Annotated in this window: 15 protein-coding genes; 5 read left to right on the top strand and 10 right to left on the bottom strand. The window is 51.3% G+C overall.

Features of this window, described 5'->3' with window-relative positions:
* Positions 1-755 precede the first annotated feature (755 nt).
* Positions 756-1,136: a BlaI/MecI/CopY family transcriptional regulator gene (locus FHS90_RS17760; RefSeq protein WP_066835958.1), complete on the top strand. Its 381-nt coding sequence runs from the start codon at positions 756-758 to the stop codon at positions 1,134-1,136.
* A complete protein-coding gene (locus FHS90_RS17755) occupies positions 1,126-2,490 on the top strand; it encodes a M56 family metallopeptidase (RefSeq protein ID WP_182514044.1) in 1,365 nt (454 codons plus the stop codon). The genes FHS90_RS17760 and FHS90_RS17755 overlap by 11 nt, the downstream gene beginning before the upstream one ends.
* Before the next feature lie 165 nt (positions 2,491-2,655).
* Here the strand turns inward: FHS90_RS17755 and FHS90_RS17750 are convergent, their stop codons facing one another.
* The 8 genes from FHS90_RS17750 to ccoS all read right to left on the bottom strand — a co-directional run bounded on the left by FHS90_RS17750 (position 2,656) and on the right by ccoS (position 11,399).
* The gene (locus FHS90_RS17750; protein WP_182514043.1) at positions 2,656-3,552 is read right to left on the bottom strand and encodes a universal stress protein; all 897 of its coding nucleotides are present in this window, start codon (positions 3,550-3,552) and stop codon (positions 2,656-2,658) included.
* 27 nt (positions 3,553-3,579) lie between these two features.
* Positions 3,580-4,287 (bottom strand): sulfite exporter TauE/SafE family protein, encoded by a 708-nt coding sequence (locus FHS90_RS17745; RefSeq protein WP_182514042.1) that lies wholly within the window; start codon positions 4,285-4,287, stop codon positions 3,580-3,582.
* A gap of 4 nt (positions 4,288-4,291) precedes the next feature.
* A complete protein-coding gene (locus tag FHS90_RS17740) occupies positions 4,292-4,765 on the bottom strand; it encodes a FixH family protein (RefSeq protein WP_182514041.1) in 474 nt (157 codons plus the stop codon).
* Positions 4,766-4,859: 94 nt separating this feature from the next.
* Positions 4,860-6,260, bottom strand: coding sequence for a cytochrome c oxidase accessory protein CcoG (ccoG, locus tag FHS90_RS17735; RefSeq protein WP_066835968.1), 1,401 nt, complete (start codon positions 6,258-6,260; stop codon positions 4,860-4,862).
* Between the two features lie 1,223 nt (positions 6,261-7,483).
* Positions 7,484-8,692 (bottom strand): c-type cytochrome, encoded by a 1,209-nt coding sequence (locus FHS90_RS17730; protein ID WP_066835970.1) that lies wholly within the window; start codon positions 8,690-8,692, stop codon positions 7,484-7,486.
* Positions 8,689-8,883, bottom strand: coding sequence for a hypothetical protein (locus FHS90_RS17725; protein WP_066835972.1), 195 nt, complete (start codon positions 8,881-8,883; stop codon positions 8,689-8,691). The genes FHS90_RS17730 and FHS90_RS17725 overlap by 4 nt, the downstream gene beginning before the upstream one ends.
* A 133-nt stretch (positions 8,884-9,016) precedes the next feature.
* On the bottom strand, positions 9,017-11,203 hold the full coding sequence (gene ccoN / locus FHS90_RS17720; RefSeq protein ID WP_182514040.1) for a cytochrome-c oxidase, cbb3-type subunit I: 2,187 nt from the start codon (positions 11,201-11,203) through the stop codon (positions 9,017-9,019).
* The gene (gene ccoS / locus FHS90_RS17715) at positions 11,193-11,399 is read right to left on the bottom strand and encodes a cbb3-type cytochrome oxidase assembly protein CcoS (RefSeq protein ID WP_149097431.1); all 207 of its coding nucleotides are present in this window, start codon (positions 11,397-11,399) and stop codon (positions 11,193-11,195) included. The genes ccoN and ccoS overlap by 11 nt, the downstream gene beginning before the upstream one ends.
* 952 nt (positions 11,400-12,351) lie before the next feature.
* Here ccoS and FHS90_RS17710 point away from each other — a divergent pair.
* Both FHS90_RS17710 and FHS90_RS17705 read left to right on the top strand, forming a co-directional pair.
* The gene (locus tag FHS90_RS17710; RefSeq protein ID WP_182514039.1) at positions 12,352-12,777 is read left to right on the top strand and encodes a DUF5655 domain-containing protein; all 426 of its coding nucleotides are present in this window, start codon (positions 12,352-12,354) and stop codon (positions 12,775-12,777) included.
* A 92-nt stretch (positions 12,778-12,869) separates the two neighbouring features.
* Positions 12,870-13,421, top strand: coding sequence for an REP-associated tyrosine transposase (locus FHS90_RS17705; RefSeq protein ID WP_182514038.1), 552 nt, complete (start codon positions 12,870-12,872; stop codon positions 13,419-13,421).
* 128 nt (positions 13,422-13,549) lie between these two features.
* Here the strand turns inward: FHS90_RS17705 and FHS90_RS17700 are convergent, their stop codons facing one another.
* Positions 13,550-14,647 (bottom strand): type I restriction endonuclease, encoded by a 1,098-nt coding sequence (locus FHS90_RS17700; protein WP_182514037.1) that lies wholly within the window; start codon positions 14,645-14,647, stop codon positions 13,550-13,552.
* Between the two features lie 138 nt (positions 14,648-14,785).
* Here FHS90_RS17700 and FHS90_RS17695 point away from each other — a divergent pair, with 138 nt between their 5' ends.
* Positions 14,786-15,451, top strand: coding sequence for a hypothetical protein (locus tag FHS90_RS17695; RefSeq protein WP_182514036.1), 666 nt, complete (start codon positions 14,786-14,788; stop codon positions 15,449-15,451).
* A 99-nt stretch (positions 15,452-15,550) separates the two neighbouring features.
* Here the strand turns inward: FHS90_RS17695 and FHS90_RS17690 are convergent, their stop codons facing one another.
* Positions 15,551-17,059, bottom strand: coding sequence for a T9SS type A sorting domain-containing protein (locus FHS90_RS17690; RefSeq protein WP_182514035.1), 1,509 nt, complete (start codon positions 17,057-17,059; stop codon positions 15,551-15,553).
* Between the last annotated feature and the right edge of the window lie 672 nt (positions 17,060-17,731).

Below are 17,731 nucleotides of genomic sequence, written 5' to 3'. Positions count from 1 at the left end.
TGCGTTGGGTGCCGCGGGCTGATTCGCTGTTTTTGGCCTACTTTTCTAAAAACAAGCCAAAAACGCACATGTAGACCTTCCCTGCCTGCCCACAGCAATGCTTGCGCACTACCCCACTCCAGCCTGGACAAAACGGTAGAAGAGTTTCTGCGGGCCAAGTCTGCGCATACGGTAGGGTTGTACCAGCTTTTTCTGGGGTAGTACCGCACCATTGGCGGTTTTACGCTGCACCCCACCAAGTCTATGATTTCCCTGGCCGGGAACACAGGTTCTGCTCCCTCATCAGGTCAGGGAAAAACTTTGTTGACGTGGTGCTGCCGTTTGACCGCCTGCTCCCTCAGGATAACCTCTGCTTCCATAAGATGGGCCCCTGTCTGGAGCGCGCACCTTCCACCACCACTGCCGCCTCTACCAAAAAGAAGACGTCTCTAAAGAGTTGCCAAGGTACATGCGGCTGGTAGATGAACGGGACGCCAGCCAAGCCCCCAACGCGATGCCAGGGCAGAATACCTGACCTATCGCTTAGCTCATCCTGACAGATTATAGAAATCCCGCACCTACATTAGCTGCGGGATTTCTGTTTTCGGCCTGTTTTTCATAAAACAGCCCAAAAACAGAAAGTTGGCCCTTAACATCCCCGTCCTTCTAAAACGCTCCCTACCTGAGGAATTTCTTTCACACTGAAAATAACTTAAAAATAAGTTGTATAACTTAAAATTAAGTTATACGTTTATACAACCACCAGCCACTTTAAAATGAAAGAGTTAACCAAAGCAGAGGAACAGGTCATGCACATCTTCTGGAAGATTGGAAAAGGCTTTGTGAAAGATGTGATAGAGCAGTTCCCAGAGCCGAAGCCTATATATAATTCGGTCTCCACTATTGTGCGAATTCTGGAGAAGAAGGGGTTTGTAGGCTACACCGCTTACGGAAAAACCCATGAGTACTACCCCCTCATCAAGAAAAGCGACTACCAGAAGTTCTTTCTCAAAAACTTTGTAAGCGGCTACTTTGGCGGGTCCTTTAAACGCATGGTCTCTTTTTTCGCTCAGGAAGAGGAGTTAGATGTAAAGGAACTGGAGGAACTGGTGAACTATGTAAAAAAGAATTCTACCCCAGAAGATCATGACCAATAGCCTGCTTGCCTATTCTCTGGAATCTGGCGCCTGCCTACTCGCCTTCTTTCTCTTTTTTCACCTGGTTCTGAGGCAGGAGACGTGTTTTGGGTTTAATCGTGCGTATTTATTAGCCGCCACGGTCCTCTCCCTGCTCCTGCCCCTTTTACAGATTCCGGTACAAGTAGCTGCCATAGCCCCATTATCAGCACTGGTGGCGGCACCTACGGCCGTTCTCATCAAGGTACCTGTTGCAGATGCCGCGGCCTCTCAACATGATTGGTTCCACTGGTCCGGTCTACTTGGGCTTTTGTATGTTGGCGGCTTCAGTTATACAGCCTATAGGTTTCTACGTCAGTTACTGCTCTTCAGGGCCCTCAAGGTGCAACACCAGGCTACTGCCGAAACCCGTGATGGCATCACCTATATTCCCACGCAGGGGGCTTGGCCTACGTTCTCTTTCTTCCGCTGCATTTTCTGGGACAACACCCTCTCCCTGAGTGCAGCAGACCAGGAGCGCATTTTGCAGCATGAGCGGGTTCACGTGAGGCAGGGGCACAGCTATGATTTGCTTTTTATGGAGGTCCTGTGCATTTTATTCTGGTTCAACCCCCTTCTCCCGGTATACAGAAAAGCCCTGGTTGCCGTGCATGAATTTATGGCAGATGCCCAGGTAGTTACCACCGGTGACCGGAAAACCTATGGGCTCCTGCTCGCCAATCAAGTCTTGCAAGCCTCTTCTATCACCATAGGTCATTTCTTTAATAAATCACTCACTCTAAAACGTATTCACATGATTCACCAAACCAACCGCCGCACCCCCAAAATGAAACAGCTTCTGGCCCTTCCGCTGGTGGCCCTGCTGGTGCTCTCGCTCTCGTCCTACCAATTGCATCTGCAAGCCTCTGCTGAACCACAAGCCGCCACCAGGGAGCACACTCCCAAAGACCAGAACTCCAGGGAGCCCCAGTTCCCGGGTGGAAAGAACGAGCTGTACAAGTTTTTAGCCAATAACATCAGAATTCCTTCGGTTGCACAGAAGAACAATGAGTATGGCAGCGTGTTCATTCAGTTAACCATTGACAAGAATGGCAACCCCGGCAACATGAAGGTATTGCAGGCCAGCCACCCTTCCTTAGAAAAAAAGATTGTAAGGGTAGTCAATAAAATGTCCGCGTGGGAAACCAATGGCACCACCTCCCCCACTACCTTTGTATTCCCCTTCTCTATCCTGATTGACGGGTTCAAGAATGACAAGACCAAAATGACGCAGGATCATCAGCAATCTCTTGCCAAGGTCTCATCTCAACTAAAAGGGAAACCAGTGCATCTGATGGAGTCTGTAGTAGTGGTGGGTTACGGCCCTATGCATTAACTGCTTTCAGAAGGTCCTATACAGGAACAGCCCTGCTTTATCTCTAAAGCAGGGCTGTTCCTGTATAGGACCTTCTGAAGCACAAAAGCTGTGTCAACTAGTGGTGCGCACAAATCCTGTTTTCGGCCTGTTTTTCATAAAACAGCCCAAAAGCAGGATTACGCCTTACCCCACGGTTGCTTCAGCTGCCTCAGAGGCATGGGAATGGCTGGAGGTGTTGCAGTGGGTACAGCCTCCTGAACAGGCGGTTCTGCGGGCCTGGTACAGGTTTAGCAGCGGCGTGTGCAAATGGTAGGCGCTGGTTTTGCGGTAGCGGCCGGAGAAATACTGGTGCAGCAGGTGCGTGTCACGGGTGGCCATTACAAACAGGTCCGGGATACGCGGGGCCGCAAAGTCATTCAGGCCTTCCAGCAGGTCCTCTTCTTCCAGACAGGTGATAGAGCAGTGGGCGTACTCCAGCTCCTGCTTCACTTTTTCGCTGGCTTTCTGCACCTGGCAGAAACTCACACCGTCTAATTTGCTGTGCAGGTGCAGCAATGACAGGTGCGCCTGAAAGCGCTGGGCCAACCGCTGCACCGTTTGCATCACGCTGGCGTCTGTGTCAGTGACATCCAGGGTGAAGACAATTTCTTTGAGGGGGGTAAATATTGCTTTCTCTGGCACCAGCAGCACAGGGCAGGCAACCAGTTCCGGCAGGGCCACCACCTCCCCTTCAGTCAGGGTCTGCAATAAATAATCGGCGGGAGACAGGACTAAGCTGGCCCCTACTTCTTCTGCGGCTGAACGCAGGTTTTCCCTAAGGTTGCCTTCCTTCAGCACACATTCAATAACAGGGTCTACACCGGTACCGGTAACATAACTAGAGGCGTAGCGTTCAGCAAACGACCTTAGCCTCAGAAGCAGGTGGCTTTTAAAGGTTGGGGTAAGCTTGAGGGAGCCGCTGCAGTGCAACAAGGTGATATCAGCACCTACCTTGCCGGCAAACTGATAGGCATACCGTAGAGCGGCCACGCAGCCGTCTGTAAAATTAAACGGAAGCAGGATTCTTGGTGAGGTTTTCATGTGCTTGTTGGTTAACGTTTGGGTATCTTATGAAGGAACATGGCACACAGGCGCCTCTTGCTCCGTAGTTACTAGCTTAGGACTCAGATACGGCACCCCTAAATTGAGGCCTCTCAAAATGAACAGCACGGCCAGGCACCCCGCCACGTAGGGCACGGCATTGCGCATGAGCGCCCGCCACCTGGGCTGAATAATTTTACCGGAAAGGGACACCAGCCACATTAGCGGCAGCGTTCCCAACCCAAACATGGCCATGTACAGCACAGCCCCGCCTACGTTTTGCGCACTTACCGCCCCCGCCAACGCAAAATACACCATGCCGCAGGGCAGCAGACCGTTGAGCAAGCCCACCGTGAACAGCGCCTTTGGCGAAGGATTTTGAAACTGTTTGCCAATGGCTTTCCGGAGGGCGTTCCACCAGCGGTCAGTACCCAGTTTCTGGCCCAGGGTACCGGTATCCAATCTGGGTAACAGCACCAGGGCCAACATCAGGACCCCAGACACAATAGAGATGGTTTGTTGCCAGCCCGCCAGCTGCAGCGTGCGGCCCAGCAGCCCCGCTACCAGGCCCAGGCTGGTGTAAGTAGTTACACGGCCCAGGTTGTACAGGAGCCGGCCTCCCACAAAAGAAGCGCCGGTACCCCTGCCAACAGGCAGCGCCATGGCTATGGGGCCGCACATCCCCACGCAATGGAAACTACTGATAAAACCTATGATTGCACCCGCCCACCACATGGTATTAGAGTGTTACGTCCTGTGCCTGGTAATATTCCTTCCCGTTCAGCTTGCCGGTCACCTGCACCCGCCAATGGCCTTTGGCCAGGCTGGCGGTATTGATGTTCTGCAGGCCTTCTGGCGACAACTCCAGTTTCAGGACCACATCCAGTTTCTCATCAGAGGGTCTGAAAAGGTGCACTATGCCTTCGGCTTTAGCCAACTCTTTGGGGAACTGGATTACCAGTTGTTCTGCCATTTCGGCAGACACTATATGGATGGGCTGCTCCAGTTGCTGGGTTTCCTGCAGCTGCTTCATGCGTTGGCTATAGGCCAGCTCTTCTGCATAGTAGTCTTTGCTCACCAGGTTCACCTCACTCTGCATGGCCCCGTAGACCATAAAGCCAATGTAAGAGCCAAACAGTATGAAGGCGGTGATGATGATGTAGGGCAGCAGGGAGAATTGCTTAACAGGGGTGGTGGTAGTATGGGTAGACATGGTAGTTTCTTATTTTGGGTTGATGGTTTTTGGTGAGTGAGGGTGAGACGCCGGTTGCCGGTCATTCTCACCGTCACTCTTTCTCAAAATATATTTAGTGGCCAGGCCCCAGGAACTTGGTTTTCTCAGTGGCAATGAGTTTGTCACCGCTGTAGACACCAATTTCTACTTTAGAGGAGGCTGAGGCTAGTTCTTTCTTAGGAATTTCTACAAAGAAGACACCTTCTGTCAAGCCTTGCTTAGGAAGCACCAGCTCATTGCGCACCACTTTGATAGAACCTTCAGAAGAAAGGAGCTTGAGGCTTACCGGTAGCTCTTCATCGGTTTTGTTGATGAGCGTAATGTGGTAGAGGTTGGTCACGGTGCCTTTGTCCGTCTCCTGGTAGAGCATGCCCGGCGTGCGCAGAATGGTGGCGTCAATGTTGCTGCGGGTAATCAGCAACGTGGTGAACGCGCCCACCAGCACCACCAGCACGGCTGTGTAAGACTTCATACGGGTAGTGAATTTCCAGGCTTTCTTCTCCGCTATACTTTCCTCTGTAGCCACTTTGATAAGGCCGTGCGGCTTGTTCACCAGGTCCATGATGGAGTTACAGATGTCTATACAGGCGGTGCAGTTGATACACTCCATCTGCTGGGCACCGTTTCTGATATCAATGCCGGTGGGGCATACCTGCACGCACTGATGGCAGTCAATACAGTCGCCCTCAGTCCGGACCTGGTTCTTGCGGAGCTTGCCTCTGGGTTCACCGCGCTCGTAGTCATAGGCTACGGTTAAACTCTGCTTGTCCAGCATGACGCCTTGCAGCCTTCCGTAGGGGCAGACAATGGTACACACCTGCTCTCTAAAGCGGGCAAATACCCCGTAGAACACGCCGGTGAACAGAATCAAAGAGAAAAGTCCGCCTAAATGGTTGGCCGGGGAATCTGTGACTATTTTCCAGAGTTCCTCTACCCCAATGATGTAGGCCAGAAAGGTATGGGCAATCACAAAAGATACCAGCACGAACAGGGTGTGTTTGGCGGTCTTTTTCCAGAGTTTGTTCCAGTTCAGGGGCGATTTGTCTAAGGCTTTCTGCTGGGGGGCATCTCCTTCAATCCAGTATTCTATGCGCCGGAACACCATTTCCATGAAAATGGTCTGGGGGCACACCCAACCGCAGAACACCCGCCCGTACACCACGGTGAACAGGATGATGAACATGATAAAGGCCATGAACCCGATGAGCAGGATAAAGAAATCCTGCGGCCAGAAGATCATGCCGAACAGGACAAACTTACGGGCCGGAATATTGAAGAGCAACAACGGCAGCCCGTTCACTTTCATGAAAGGTCCCGTGAAGAGCAGGGTCAGGAGCGCGTAGCTCACATACTTGCGGTACTGGTACAATTTCCCGCTGGGCTTCTTAGGGTAAAGCCAAACCCGTTTTCCGTCTTTGTCAACGGTAGAGAGCGTGTCTCTAAAGGTTTCTGGATCTGTTAATAATGTACTCATGGTCTCATACCGGTTGTGCGCCCGGCAGCGAGAGGGGGTTCTCGTAATTTGGCGGAAGGTGTCTCCTTTGCTCCGAATTACGATGTAAAATTACCGGTCTCCTCTGCGGTTCACGAGTTCATGGGTCATTGGCGAAAATGATCTTCGTCAGTTTTTCCTTCTCATATCTATTTGCCCAGCCCAGCAGGGGGAGTCTGGCTTTGAGGTCTTCTGATTTGGAACAGCAAGCAGTTAGCTGTTCTTTTTGACTTCCTGCTGATTAGAACGTGGGCTGTTGTTCGCTTGCTTGTTTCTACTGCAGTGTCAGTGCGTAGTTTGCTGTTCCCTTGGCTTTACCGTTTGCTCCGGTGCCTCACTCACTGTACTGTTTCATCTTTTCCGGTAAGCGCTCACGGCCGCGGGGCCCCGTCCTGGAGGTGAGCACTGCTGTTAAAACTAGGCCCTCCGGCCTTGCCGCTGAAGCGGCACCGTAGTAACAGAGGCGCTCACCCCCAGGACTGGTTTCGGTTCCTCTCCTGATACTTCCTTACTTGCTCTGTCTGCTTCAGTAGGTAACTACTGCTGATCCGCTAGCCTGAGACGAGCCCGTGCTGCGCACATCAGCCAGGGGCAGAAGTGCTAATTAACAGAGGTGGCACCAGCAGAAGTGTTGATTGTTCATTGTTGTTTGTTTACTTTTTGCTGCTTATTTGCCGCTTTCTCTGGTTCAAGTTTTCAACTTGGACCTATAATGGCGGAAGCTTTCAGCTTCCATGAGGCGGCAGCCTCACATTACCTCTGCCTCTATAGCCCCCTATGGCGCGGAAGTTCCTTCCGTGCCTTCTAACTCCAGCTGATACTCCCCCTTTGAAGGGGGTGAAGGGGGATGTTTACACAAGCAGATCCACGCTTACCAGATCACTCCCCTCCTTGGAGGGGTTGGGGGGTATACTTTTGCCACCACTTTACCGTCTACTCATATGACCTCGCCCTGTCTTCCAGACCTGCGGGTGTCTGCGCCAATTACCTTTACTATTAGAACCGCAGCCCCTCTTCCTACCCTTCTCCCTGGGGGAGCAGGAACACCGCTTTTGCGTTTTGGAGCTGTTTTCTCTAAAACAGGCCAGAAACAGAAATACCCTCCCACCATTCTCCCAGACAAACAACTAAAAGCCCCTGCCTTACAGACAGGGGCTTCTATAAAAGAGACGTAATAAAGGGTTGTAATGTACTTTAGAGGTTCTCTATTTCTTAGGCACGTATTTCTCGCCTTGCGGGGCTTTGGCGTTGGCCGGGTTGCTGCCTTTCAAACTCAGAATGTAGCTGGAAACTTCCAGGATCTGGTCATCGCTCAGCTTTTTCTGCCAGGCCACCATGCCTTTGCTGGTCACGCCGTACTTCACTACCTTGAAGACATCGTTCACATCGCCGCCGTGCAGCCAGAATTCGTCTGTCAGGTTAGGACCAACCACCCCTTGTCCCTCCTGACCGTGGCAGGCGGCGCAGTTCTGGATGAAGGCGGCTTTCCCGGCTTCCAGTTTCGCAGACTCTGTGAGAGCGGTGAAGTTGGTCACCTCGTTCACGTTCCCCTCTTCGCCACCAGATGGGTTCAACAGGGCGGCTTGCTGTACCTCGGCCTCGTACTCGGCGAGCTGCAGGTTACCGCTGCTAAACACGTGGTAGTGCAGCAAGTACGCTACCCCAAACACAATGGTCACATAGAAGGTGTATTTCCACCAAGGTGGCAGGTCGTTGTCAAACTCATGTATACCGTCATAGCTGTGGTCTTCCATAAGGATGTCTTTGTGCTTGCCGGTAATGGTAGACGTGTCACCGCGCAGCAAGGCAATGAAACGGGCCATGGCGGTATTGCGCAGGGCGGGCTTGTCATACATGTGAGACAGCAACGGAAGCGCCTGCACAAAGGTCATTACCAGGAACACCAGCACCATCACCAACAGGAACCCGATCAGCACCACCAGCAGCTGGGTAGCGGGCGGAATGGCTTTCCAGTTAAAACTGGCCGCGGCCGGAGTTGCCCCGTCTGTCTTAGTAGGGTCAGTAGGTGCAACCTCTACCTTGGCTTCTGCGGGCTTGTCGCTTTCTTCTTTGACATAGGCGATCACGTCTTTGATGTCACCGTCTGAGAGCGCACCTTCAAAGCTGGTCATCTGGGTTTTCCCAAATTTCTCAAAGATCTCTACCGCCTGTTTGTCACCAGAGGCAATCATTTTGGTGGAGTTCTTCACAAAGCTGGTGATCCATTTCTCATCGCGGCGTTTGTGCACGTCTTTGAGGGCAGGGCCCACCACCTGCTCCTGCACACTGTGGCAGGCGGCGCAGTTGGCGTCAAAGATAGACTTGCCTTTTACGGCATCCTGGGCGGCGGCGGGTTGTAGCCCTGTTCCCGCTACCAGTGCCGCGGCGGCCAGGGAAAGTATCAATCGTTTCATGACCGTGGGTTTAAAGGGTGGTCAAATCCATTATCATTCTGCAGGGGCATGGCTTTCATGCTCTGGATATGCTCTTTCTTTTCTACCACCACGTAGGCAATCAACCCAAGGAAGAAGAAGAAGAAGATAAGGAACGAGATGATTGGGTAAATCTCAATTCCGTCTATGGACTGTAATATTTCTTTATACATGGCTCTTATTAGTTGTCAGTTATTGGTTGTTGGTTGTTAGATTTTCAGACTACTCCTCTCCTGCTTTATTGCTTGTAAGGAGCACCTTCCTGTAAACTATGTTGTCCAAAAACTAACAACCAACAACTATTAACTACTTTTCTTCTTTCACTTTAATGTCTGTACCCAGGCGTTGCAGATAGGCAATGAGGGCCACAATCTCTTTCTCAGGCTTCACCTCAATGTTCTCCTTTTTAAGCTCAGCGGCGATTTCTTTGGCCTGACGGGCTAAGTCTTCGTTCGCTTTTTGGGCGTAGCCGGGAGCGTACGGAGTACCTAAGCTGGTCAGGGTTTCAATTTTGGCCTGGGTGTCGCTCACGTCCAGGTCTTTCTCCAGCAACCATGGGTAGGCGGGCATGATAGAACCCGGAGACATAGAGGTTGGGTCCAGCATGTGGTGGTAGTGCCAGCTGTGCGGGTACTTCCCTCCTACCCGGTGCAAGTCTGGCCCGGTACGCTTAGAGCCCCACAGGAACGGACGGTCATACACAAACTCGCCGGCTTTAGAGTACTCACCGTAGCGCTCAGTCTCAGAGCGGAACGGCCGCACCATCTGAGAGTGACAGTTCACGCAGCCTTCTTTGATGTAGACATCGCGGCCCTGCAGCTCAAGGGCGGTGTAAGGTTTCACGCTGGCAATAGTAGGCACGTTAGACTCTACCAGGAACGTTGGGATCATCTCTACCAGACCACCAATCAAGATGGCAACCGTGGCGAATACGGCCATTTGTACCGGTCTGCGCTCAATCATGCGGTGCCAGTGGCCTCCGGTGTGCTCACCCGTGTTTTTGATCACGGCGGCTGGCATTAACGGGGCAGCCTGGGCTTCTTCATTGGCTAAGAGAGAACCGCTTTTCACGGTTTTCACAATGTTGTAGATCATCAGGAACACGCCACCTAAGTAGAGTACCCCGCCAATACCGCGCAGGTAGTACATAGGCACAATCTGCAGCACGGTCTCCAGGAAGTTAGAATACTGGAGCAGCCCTTCGTTGTTGAACTGTTTCCACATCAAGCCTTGGGTGAAACCAGCCCAGTACATAGGCACGGCGTAGAACAGGATACCCAGCGTGCCTAACCAGAAGTGCCAGTTGGCCAGTTTTTTAGAGTACAGCTCGGTTCTGAAGATGCGGGGCAACAGCCAGTACAGGATACCAAAGGTCAGGAAGCCGTTCCAGCCCAGGGCGCCTACGTGTACGTGGGCTACTATCCAGTCAGTGTAGTGGGCAATGGCGTTTACGTTCTTCAAAGAAAGCATAGGGCCTTCAAACGTTGCCATACCGTAGGCGGTGATGGCTACCACCATGAACTTCAACACTGGCTCAGTGCGTACTTTGTCCCAGGCACCGCGCAGGGTCAAGAGACCGTTGATCATACCACCCCAGCTTGGGGCAATCAGCATCACAGAGAATACTACCCCCAGTGACTGCGCCCAGTCTGGCAGGGCGGTGTACAGCAAGTGGTGCGGACCGGCCCAGATGTAAATGAAGATCAAAGACCAGAAGTGGATAATTGACAGACGGTACGAGTATACCGGACGGCCAGCCGCTTTAGGCAGGAAGTAGTACATCATACCCAGGTACGGCGTAGTCAGGAAGAACGCAACCGCGTTGTGGCCATACCACCACTGCACCAGCGCATCCTGCACCCCGGCGTAGCCAGAGTAGCTTTTCATGAACGTTACCGGAATCTCGTATGAGTTTACAATGTGCAGTACCGCAACGGTCAGGAACGTGGCAATGTAGAACCAGATCCCCACGTACATGTGGCGCTCGCGGCGTTTAATAATGGTCCCGAACATGTTCCAGCCAAACACCACCCATACCAGCGTAATGGCAATGTCAATGGGCCATTCCAGCTCAGCGTACTCTTTTGAGGTAGTAATCCCCAACGGAAGGGTAATCACCGCAGAGACAATAATCAGCTGCCAGGCCCAGAAGTGAATCTTACTCAGTTTGTCTGAGTACATTCTGGTCTTGCAGAGGCGCTGCAGTGAGTAGTACACGCCCATGAAGATACCGTTGCCCACAAACGCGAAGATCACGGCATTGGTGTGCAGCGGACGGACCCGCCCGAAGGTGGTGTACTCAGTGCCCATGTTGAGCTCAGGGCGTGCCAGCTGGAACGCAATGATCACTCCTATGAGCATGCCCGCCACGCCCCAGAACAGGGTGGCATAGGCGAAATCCCTGACAATCTTGTTGTCATAGTAGAATGTTTCTACGGTGCGGACGCTGGATTTTAGCGCTTCGCCCGGAGCTTTTAGAACCTCAGCTAACATGTGCGGTGTCCTCCATTGGTTTAGTAGATATTGAAGTAATGGGTTGTTTTTTGGTTAATTCGTTGTCAAAGAGAATGCGCACCGAGGGGGTGTAATCGTCCTCGTACTGGCCGGAGCGCACCGCCCACAGGAATGCCCCCAGAAACAGGATGGCCACCAGCAGACTGATGCAGATGAGTAAAAAGATAATGTTCATGGCTGCGCCGATTTTTTCTCTCCTGAAACAGGCGGCGGCGGAAAAAGAAGTGAACTCAACCCCTTACGCGCTTACCTTGCCCTTTCAGTTGATACAAAGGTCAGGAGATACGGGAGGGAAAAAGATGACGTGCGTCAGTTTAGCCAGTGATTGATGTCAGAGAAGGCGGTTTAAAGGCTGTATAACACGTTTTTATGTACTCTAAGCGTTGATTCCTTCTCCCTTCTCATTGAAAGCATGCTTACTTTAGTTGATCCCCCCTTTGAAGGGGGCGAAGGGGATGTTTACACAGGAGGGCACGCATTGCTGAGATTCTGTTTGCTGAACATTCCTATATCTGTAGAGACCAGGCACCGCCTTGTCTCTTACGCATTGCTGAACGTTTCCCGGCCATCAGCGAATTGCTTTTGCACCCACCGCTGTTCTTGCCCAACCTCCATCTGAACTGCTTTCTGCCCCTGTTTGTCACGTTGATCCTTGATGCTCAACCTAACCAAAAGAATCAAGAAGCCTCAAACTCGCTGCCGCTCAAACAGGCTTCCCTTCATTAATTTCGTACCTGGCAACCGCTGTTTCTTTCGTCGCCAACGCGGCCATTGCTGATTTGCACCGCCTGTCTGTGCTCCCGCTAAGCACCTCGGCGCCTACGGCTTCTGCGTTGCCCGCTCCCGCAGGCACTGAAAAGGAGGTGTGCGTTTTCGGCTTGTTTTCCGGAAAGTAGCCCGGAAACGCTGTAGCCATTGCTAACTCTTCCTACTCGTGCAGATACTCCCCTCCCTCTGAGGGGTAGGGTTGGGTTCTACAAATAGCTGATATTTTGCTTCCGCTTACGCGTAGACTGCCCCAAAGAGACGAGGCGGTGCCTGGTCTCTACAAAAACCAACCGCCGCATTTGTGCATTTTCTGTTTTTCGCCTATTTTCCTGAAAACAAGCCGAAAACGCCCGCCGCCCATGTGGACCTGCCCCACCTGCACCCAATCTTTCCTGCGTACGCACCAGTCCCACTCCTGCCTGGACAAAACCGAGGCCGATTTCCTGCGCGGCAAATCTGACGTAACCGTGGGGCTGTACCACCATTTCCTGGCGCAGTACCGCACCATAGGCGATTTCAAGATTCACCCGGCCAAAACCATGATCTCCCTGGCCAAGAACACGCGCTTCTGCTCAGTGCACCAGTTCGGGCGGAACTTTCTGGACGTGTGCCTCCCGCTAGACCGGGTGTATGACCAAACGCTCTGCTTCCACAAAATTGGCCACCTAGGCGACCGGCTCATCAACCACTACGTGCGCTTCTATGACAAAGAAGATTTGAATGAGGAAGTGCTGCATTATATGCGGCTGGCGTATGCCTTGGATGCGGAGAAGGGAAGGAAGTAGGTTAAAAAAGTTAGAGAATAAAAAAAGTAATTAATTCTATGGCGCGGAAGTTACTTCCGTGCCTTTCTCCCCGTAGCAGGAAGTTCTAGAGTATGAGTGAGAAGTACAAAGCCAACAATCCAGACAAGATATATTTTGTCACCTTCGCGGTGGTTCAATGGGTGGATGCTTTTACGCGGCGGGAGTACAAAGATATACTTGTAGACAGCCTGCAGTACTGCCAAAAAGAAAAAGGATTAATCATTTATGCGTGGTGTATCATGACTAATCACCTGCACCTTGCTCTAGGCACAGATGGTAAGTTGCCACTGGCAGACATCATGCGCGATTTCAAAAAATTCACCTCCGTGTCTCTGGTGCGGGCTATTCAAGAAAATAGTCAGGAGAGTAGAAAAGAATGGCTATTGTCGCTCTTTCAAACTGCCGCAGCAGGAAGCGCCAAGCATCAAAAGTACCAATTCTGGCAGAGTCAATACCACCCGGTAGAGTTAACCAGCAATGGCCAGCAGCAACGGTGCCTTGAGTATATACATCAGAATCCCGTAGTGGCAGGTATTGTAAACACGGCCGAAGCTTTTCTATACAGTAGTGCCACTGACTACGCAGGCGGTAAAGGGTTAATAGAAATAACCTTTATGGAATAAAAGAAGGCACGGAAGTAACTTCCGCGCCATAGAAAAGAAGAGTTAGTAAGGGGAAAAGGTCAGACCAGAAGAAAACCTTTCTTAGCCTGACCTTTTCTCAACTCTGCTGTTTTGCTTTACAATAAAGCTCAGTTCAAGGAAACAGTTTTCAAGTCATAACTCAAAGCGGTATTTATAAGCTGCTCTGCGTGAGCATAAATATCATCAAGTCCCTGCAACTCATGCTTAGACTCCTTCTTGGCTTCATCAAACAAGCTAATTGTTTTCTTTGCGCCTTCCAGGTTTAAACGGCAAATGGGTTTCCGGTTATTATCATCTAGTAAAATACCGAAATAACTTTGCGTATCACGGTGGTGTATCCTATTCGCATCAACCTTACCTCTGAGAATAGAGCGAATTATATAAAAGGCCTCTTTCTCCATCTCAGTGGTGGTTACTTTACTGGCTGCTTCTGCATTCACCGGCTGCACGGTGGTCTCTTCTTCAACCCGTGACTGAACAAAGTTTCTATCTTCTTCTGAGGCAAGGGCAGATTTCAACCGGTCGCTTATCATCTCGCTTATAAGGCCGTGGATAGACTTTTTCACCAAACCCGTAAACTGTTCCAGCACTTTAGCGGTCATGGCACCTGAGACAATCTGCCGGGCAAAGTGCTTCACAAAAACATCGGTAGGGTTTGCCATTTCCTCCAGCATGATGCGCTTAATTTCTTTGGCATATTTTAATTCTGTGGCTGAACTTAAAATGTTCTCCACGCTGAATTGAGCTTTGTGGTATTTCTTTAATTCAAAGATGGCCTGTTCACTTACCTCTGTGATATTGAATTCCCAGAAAGGTTTATCGTCCATCTTGTTGGGTTCTACCAAATCTGTGTAAAACCGATAGACAATACCATTGGTGAGTATGCCAAAACGGGCCGCAGTCACATGGAAATAGCGGTGCAACTGAGAATTGTGGACATCAAGCTTCTCTTTCCAGTGCTTACATTCAATAATGATGGTTGGAGCGCCATCTTTGAAAATACAATAATCAACCTTTTCGCCTTTTTTAATTCCTATATCAGCTATATACTCAGGAACTACCTCCATTGGGTTGAATATATCATAGCCTAATGCCGAAATGAATGGCATGACAAAAGCCATTTTGGTAGCTTCTTCTGTTTGAATTGATTCCTGCAGGCGGGACACCTTCTCCCCCAGCGCTTTGATTACATCTTGAAAATCCATGATTGTATTGTTAAGATTAGTGTATATTATGTATATTAGAAAAGGTAAATATTTTTATTTAAATATCAACTATTTGATTATCAATATTTAGATTACAATTCATAAAATCAGTACGAATGCTGAATTATGACGATAGGAATGTTTAACAAAAGAACCTCCCGCCCCCTCCTCAACTCCTCTACCGTCTTCACCCTCACCCTGCTGGTGCTGGGGCTCACGGTGCTGGGCTTGTACCTTTTCGGGCTTGGGCGCCACCACACGTTTTTCCAGAACTCGCTGCTCTCTACTACCCTGCTGAGTGTGGTGTTCTTCGGGTTTGTGAGCGTGGGGCTGTACCGCGGCATCAAACTCAGAGACACCCTGGGCAAGGTCACCGACAGAATCCCGTTCAGGCGCAAGAAACAGAACGGTGACCGAAGCAGCCTACTTAACCTGGGCGATTTCTTCTCCGGTTTTTCAAACAAAAGTTCTTCGGGTTCTACTGACAGCAGCTTTGACGTGGGCGACTTGGGCGGGGATGAAGGCTGCTTGGCCGGAATTCTGGCGGTCTTGGCCTGGGTGGCGGCGGCCGTGGTATTGAGCGTGGTGCTGTGGCTCTTCGGCGAAGTGTTGCTGGTGGCGCTGTTCGCGTTTATGGCTATGCTGTACTGGATTTTCTACCGGGCGCTGCGGCTGGTGTTTCGGCACAGCCACCAGACCAGGGGCCGCGGGTGGGCCAGCATGGGCTACGGGCTGGTGTACACCCTACTCTACAACAGCTGGATCTACGGCATCTTCCTGCTCATTGGTTACTGGCGGAAATAAATGCGTTTTCGGCCTGTTTTTCTGAAAACAGCCCGAAAACGCATCTCCCTCTAATTTATTTTACCACATCAACCTGTTTGCTTGGGGGCCCTGCTCCCCTTACTGCTTCACCAACCGGGTTACCTTACGGGTGTTCTCACTGATCCAGAGCACATGGTACAGCCCCGGAGCCAGCGTTTTGGCAGGTACCAGGGTGGCGGTGGTGCCTGCCACCACGTTTTGCTGCCGCACCAGCCTGCCGTGTGCATCTAAAACCTGTAACTGCTCCTGCCCGGTGGCCAGGCCGTGGGTGAAGGTAAAGTCTTTGGTAACGGGGTTGGGAGACGCGGTACCGCCCGCCGTAGCCTTGGCCTCTACACTGATCACGCGGCTGTACTCAAATTTGCCGTCTACATCTACCTGTTTGAGGCGGTAATAGGTTATTCCTGTTCTGGGGATAGGGTCAGTGAAACGGTACCTGGCCAGTGTAGTGGAGTTTCCGGCGCCTTTCACCTCGCCTATATACTGAAAGCTTTTCCCGTCAGTGCCCGCCTCAACCTCAAAATGGTCATTCATGGTTTCTGAGGCGGTTTGCCAATACAACTGCGACAGGCCTTTCTCCTGCCGCCCGCTGAACCCGGAAAAAGTCACCGGCAGCGGCCCCACCACAGAGGGGTCAACGGCGGTATTATACGCTACAAAGGCCAGGTCACTGTTCCCGCTCAGGGTGATCTCAAAACGGCTGATCTGGGTGTAGTTGGCCTGCGTTATACCAAACACACTAAAGTCTGCCGCCCAAAGCCTGACGCTCCGCTGCCCGTTGGTAAAAGAGCTCTGCAGCGTCATGGGGTTTTGGCTGGCCTCGTAGAAATCTGCCTGCCAGTTGCCCACCGCCGGTATGTTGGTGGCATCAAACACAATACTGACAGAGGTCCCCACCTGGTTGTTGTTGGCGTCAAAGAACTTGTACACGTCAGATCTGGTAGGGTCTGGGTCAGCAATCTGGGTCACCAGAACATCTGGCATGCCGTCTCCAATGGTTTCCTTCACAATCTGCGTAAACGGAAAGGTAAGCCTGCCGGCGGGGAGGTTGGCCACCCCGGTGCCAATGTCTAACCCTGAGAGCCCGTCTGTGAGGTAGCGGGCCATGTCTCTGGCTGGCGCCGGATTACTGGCCCCCGCATGAACGCCATCATACAGCTGCCCCAGCGCCACCTTGGTATTTGAAACGGGCGCAGGCAAGGTACTTACAGGAATAGCCTGGTACTGCCCCGGGATAAACACCACGCCGTTAGCGGTGAGTTTGGCATCATTGGCCCCCGTTGAATAGGTGACTCCGTTGTAGGTGTACGCGAGCAGGTTGTGGCTGTTATCAGGTTTTACCGGGTTAATGCTCCCTACCCCAGACCGCCAAAAGCCGTTGTAGTCGGTGATGATGGCGTTCACGGCATAGGGTGACTGGGCGCTCACCACTGAAGTAGTCAGGCAGGCCGCGCCCAGGGCAAGGGCAGACAGAAATGGTTTCACCGGTTTAAGACGGGAGACGAAGGAGGCTCTGGCAGTTTCCAGCCGGGACCCAGGTGACAGCACCTGAATAAAAGACAAGAATACGGGGGACAAGGGTTTCATTTTTTAGAATAGGTGTATTATTATAAGACAATTTCAGCTGATATAAACACTAATAAATTTTTTATCGAAATTATGAATACTACAGCACCTATCTACCCGTTATCTTTTATTATCTCTCCTCTGGCACTGCCTCTTATCAAATATAGAAACATTAAAATAGCCAAATCACCAAAGGTTGCTTAAATTCTATCTTTATTAGAAAATTTAAATTTATTCAAACATTAACACCAAGATCTATAGAATGATTCTAACCAGTATATCCCCCTAAAAAGAAATAGACGCTTGCGGCTGCCCCAACCCTACACTCCTAAGGCGTGAGCGTCTGTCTTAGCCCCCCGTTTATGCCGCACCCAGGCTTTACTTTTCACCTATACGCCCCTGCTTTCAGCAGCTAGGCAGGCTTGGTTACTTCAGTAACGGGAAACGTCTCAGCAGCCAGGTGCAGCTTTTTCTGTTTTCGGCCTGTTTTTCAGAAAACAGGCCGAAAACAGAAACACCGCCTCCCGCAGAGGTTGGCTTCTGCCCAGGCAATTCATCAGGCAGCAGGTTTCACTTAGCCGTGTGTCCAGATCAGAGCATTAAGTAAGAAGAGAGGGGGAAACCTTGCCGGGGCAATGGCTAAGCGAATAGCCCCAGGAACCAGCCACGGGAGAGCGAGCCGCCTGCCTCTGC

The sequence above is a fragment of the Rufibacter ruber genome (assembly GCF_014138425.1).
Classification (GTDB): Bacteria; Bacteroidota; Bacteroidia; order Cytophagales; family Hymenobacteraceae; genus Nibribacter; species Nibribacter ruber_C.
The sequence above is the reverse complement of the archived record's forward strand: the minus strand, read 5'-3'. Positions and strand labels throughout refer to the sequence as shown.

Excerpts from the sequence above, each read along its gene's own strand:
- FHS90_RS17760 (WP_066835958.1), top strand. The coding sequence starts at position 756 with ATGAAAGAGTTAACCAAAGCAGAGGAACAGGTCATGCACATCTTCTGG.
- FHS90_RS17755 (WP_182514044.1), top strand. The coding sequence starts at position 1,126 with ATGACCAATAGCCTGCTTGCCTATTCTCTGGAATCTGGCGCCTGCCTA.
- FHS90_RS17750 (WP_182514043.1), bottom strand. The coding sequence starts at position 3,552 with ATGAAAACCTCACCAAGAATCCTGCTTCCGTTTAATTTTACAGACGGC.
- FHS90_RS17745 (WP_182514042.1), bottom strand. The coding sequence starts at position 4,287 with ATGTGGTGGGCGGGTGCAATCATAGGTTTTATCAGTAGTTTCCATTGC.
- FHS90_RS17740 (WP_182514041.1), bottom strand. The coding sequence starts at position 4,765 with ATGTCTACCCATACTACCACCACCCCTGTTAAGCAATTCTCCCTGCTG.
- ccoG (WP_066835968.1), bottom strand. The coding sequence starts at position 6,260 with ATGAGTACATTATTAACAGATCCAGAAACCTTTAGAGACACGCTCTCT.
- FHS90_RS17730 (WP_066835970.1), bottom strand. The coding sequence starts at position 8,692 with ATGAAACGATTGATACTTTCCCTGGCCGCCGCGGCACTGGTAGCGGGA.
- FHS90_RS17725 (WP_066835972.1), bottom strand. The coding sequence starts at position 8,883 with ATGTATAAAGAAATATTACAGTCCATAGACGGAATTGAGATTTACCCA.
- ccoN (WP_182514040.1), bottom strand. The coding sequence starts at position 11,203 with ATGTTAGCTGAGGTTCTAAAAGCTCCGGGCGAAGCGCTAAAATCCAGC.
- ccoS (WP_149097431.1), bottom strand. The coding sequence starts at position 11,399 with ATGAACATTATCTTTTTACTCATCTGCATCAGTCTGCTGGTGGCCATC.
- FHS90_RS17710 (WP_182514039.1), top strand. The coding sequence starts at position 12,352 with ATGTGGACCTGCCCCACCTGCACCCAATCTTTCCTGCGTACGCACCAG.
- FHS90_RS17705 (WP_182514038.1), top strand. The coding sequence starts at position 12,870 with ATGAGTGAGAAGTACAAAGCCAACAATCCAGACAAGATATATTTTGTC.
- FHS90_RS17700 (WP_182514037.1), bottom strand. The coding sequence starts at position 14,647 with ATGGATTTTCAAGATGTAATCAAAGCGCTGGGGGAGAAGGTGTCCCGC.
- FHS90_RS17695 (WP_182514036.1), top strand. The coding sequence starts at position 14,786 with ATGTTTAACAAAAGAACCTCCCGCCCCCTCCTCAACTCCTCTACCGTC.
- FHS90_RS17690 (WP_182514035.1), bottom strand. The coding sequence starts at position 17,059 with ATGAAACCCTTGTCCCCCGTATTCTTGTCTTTTATTCAGGTGCTGTCA.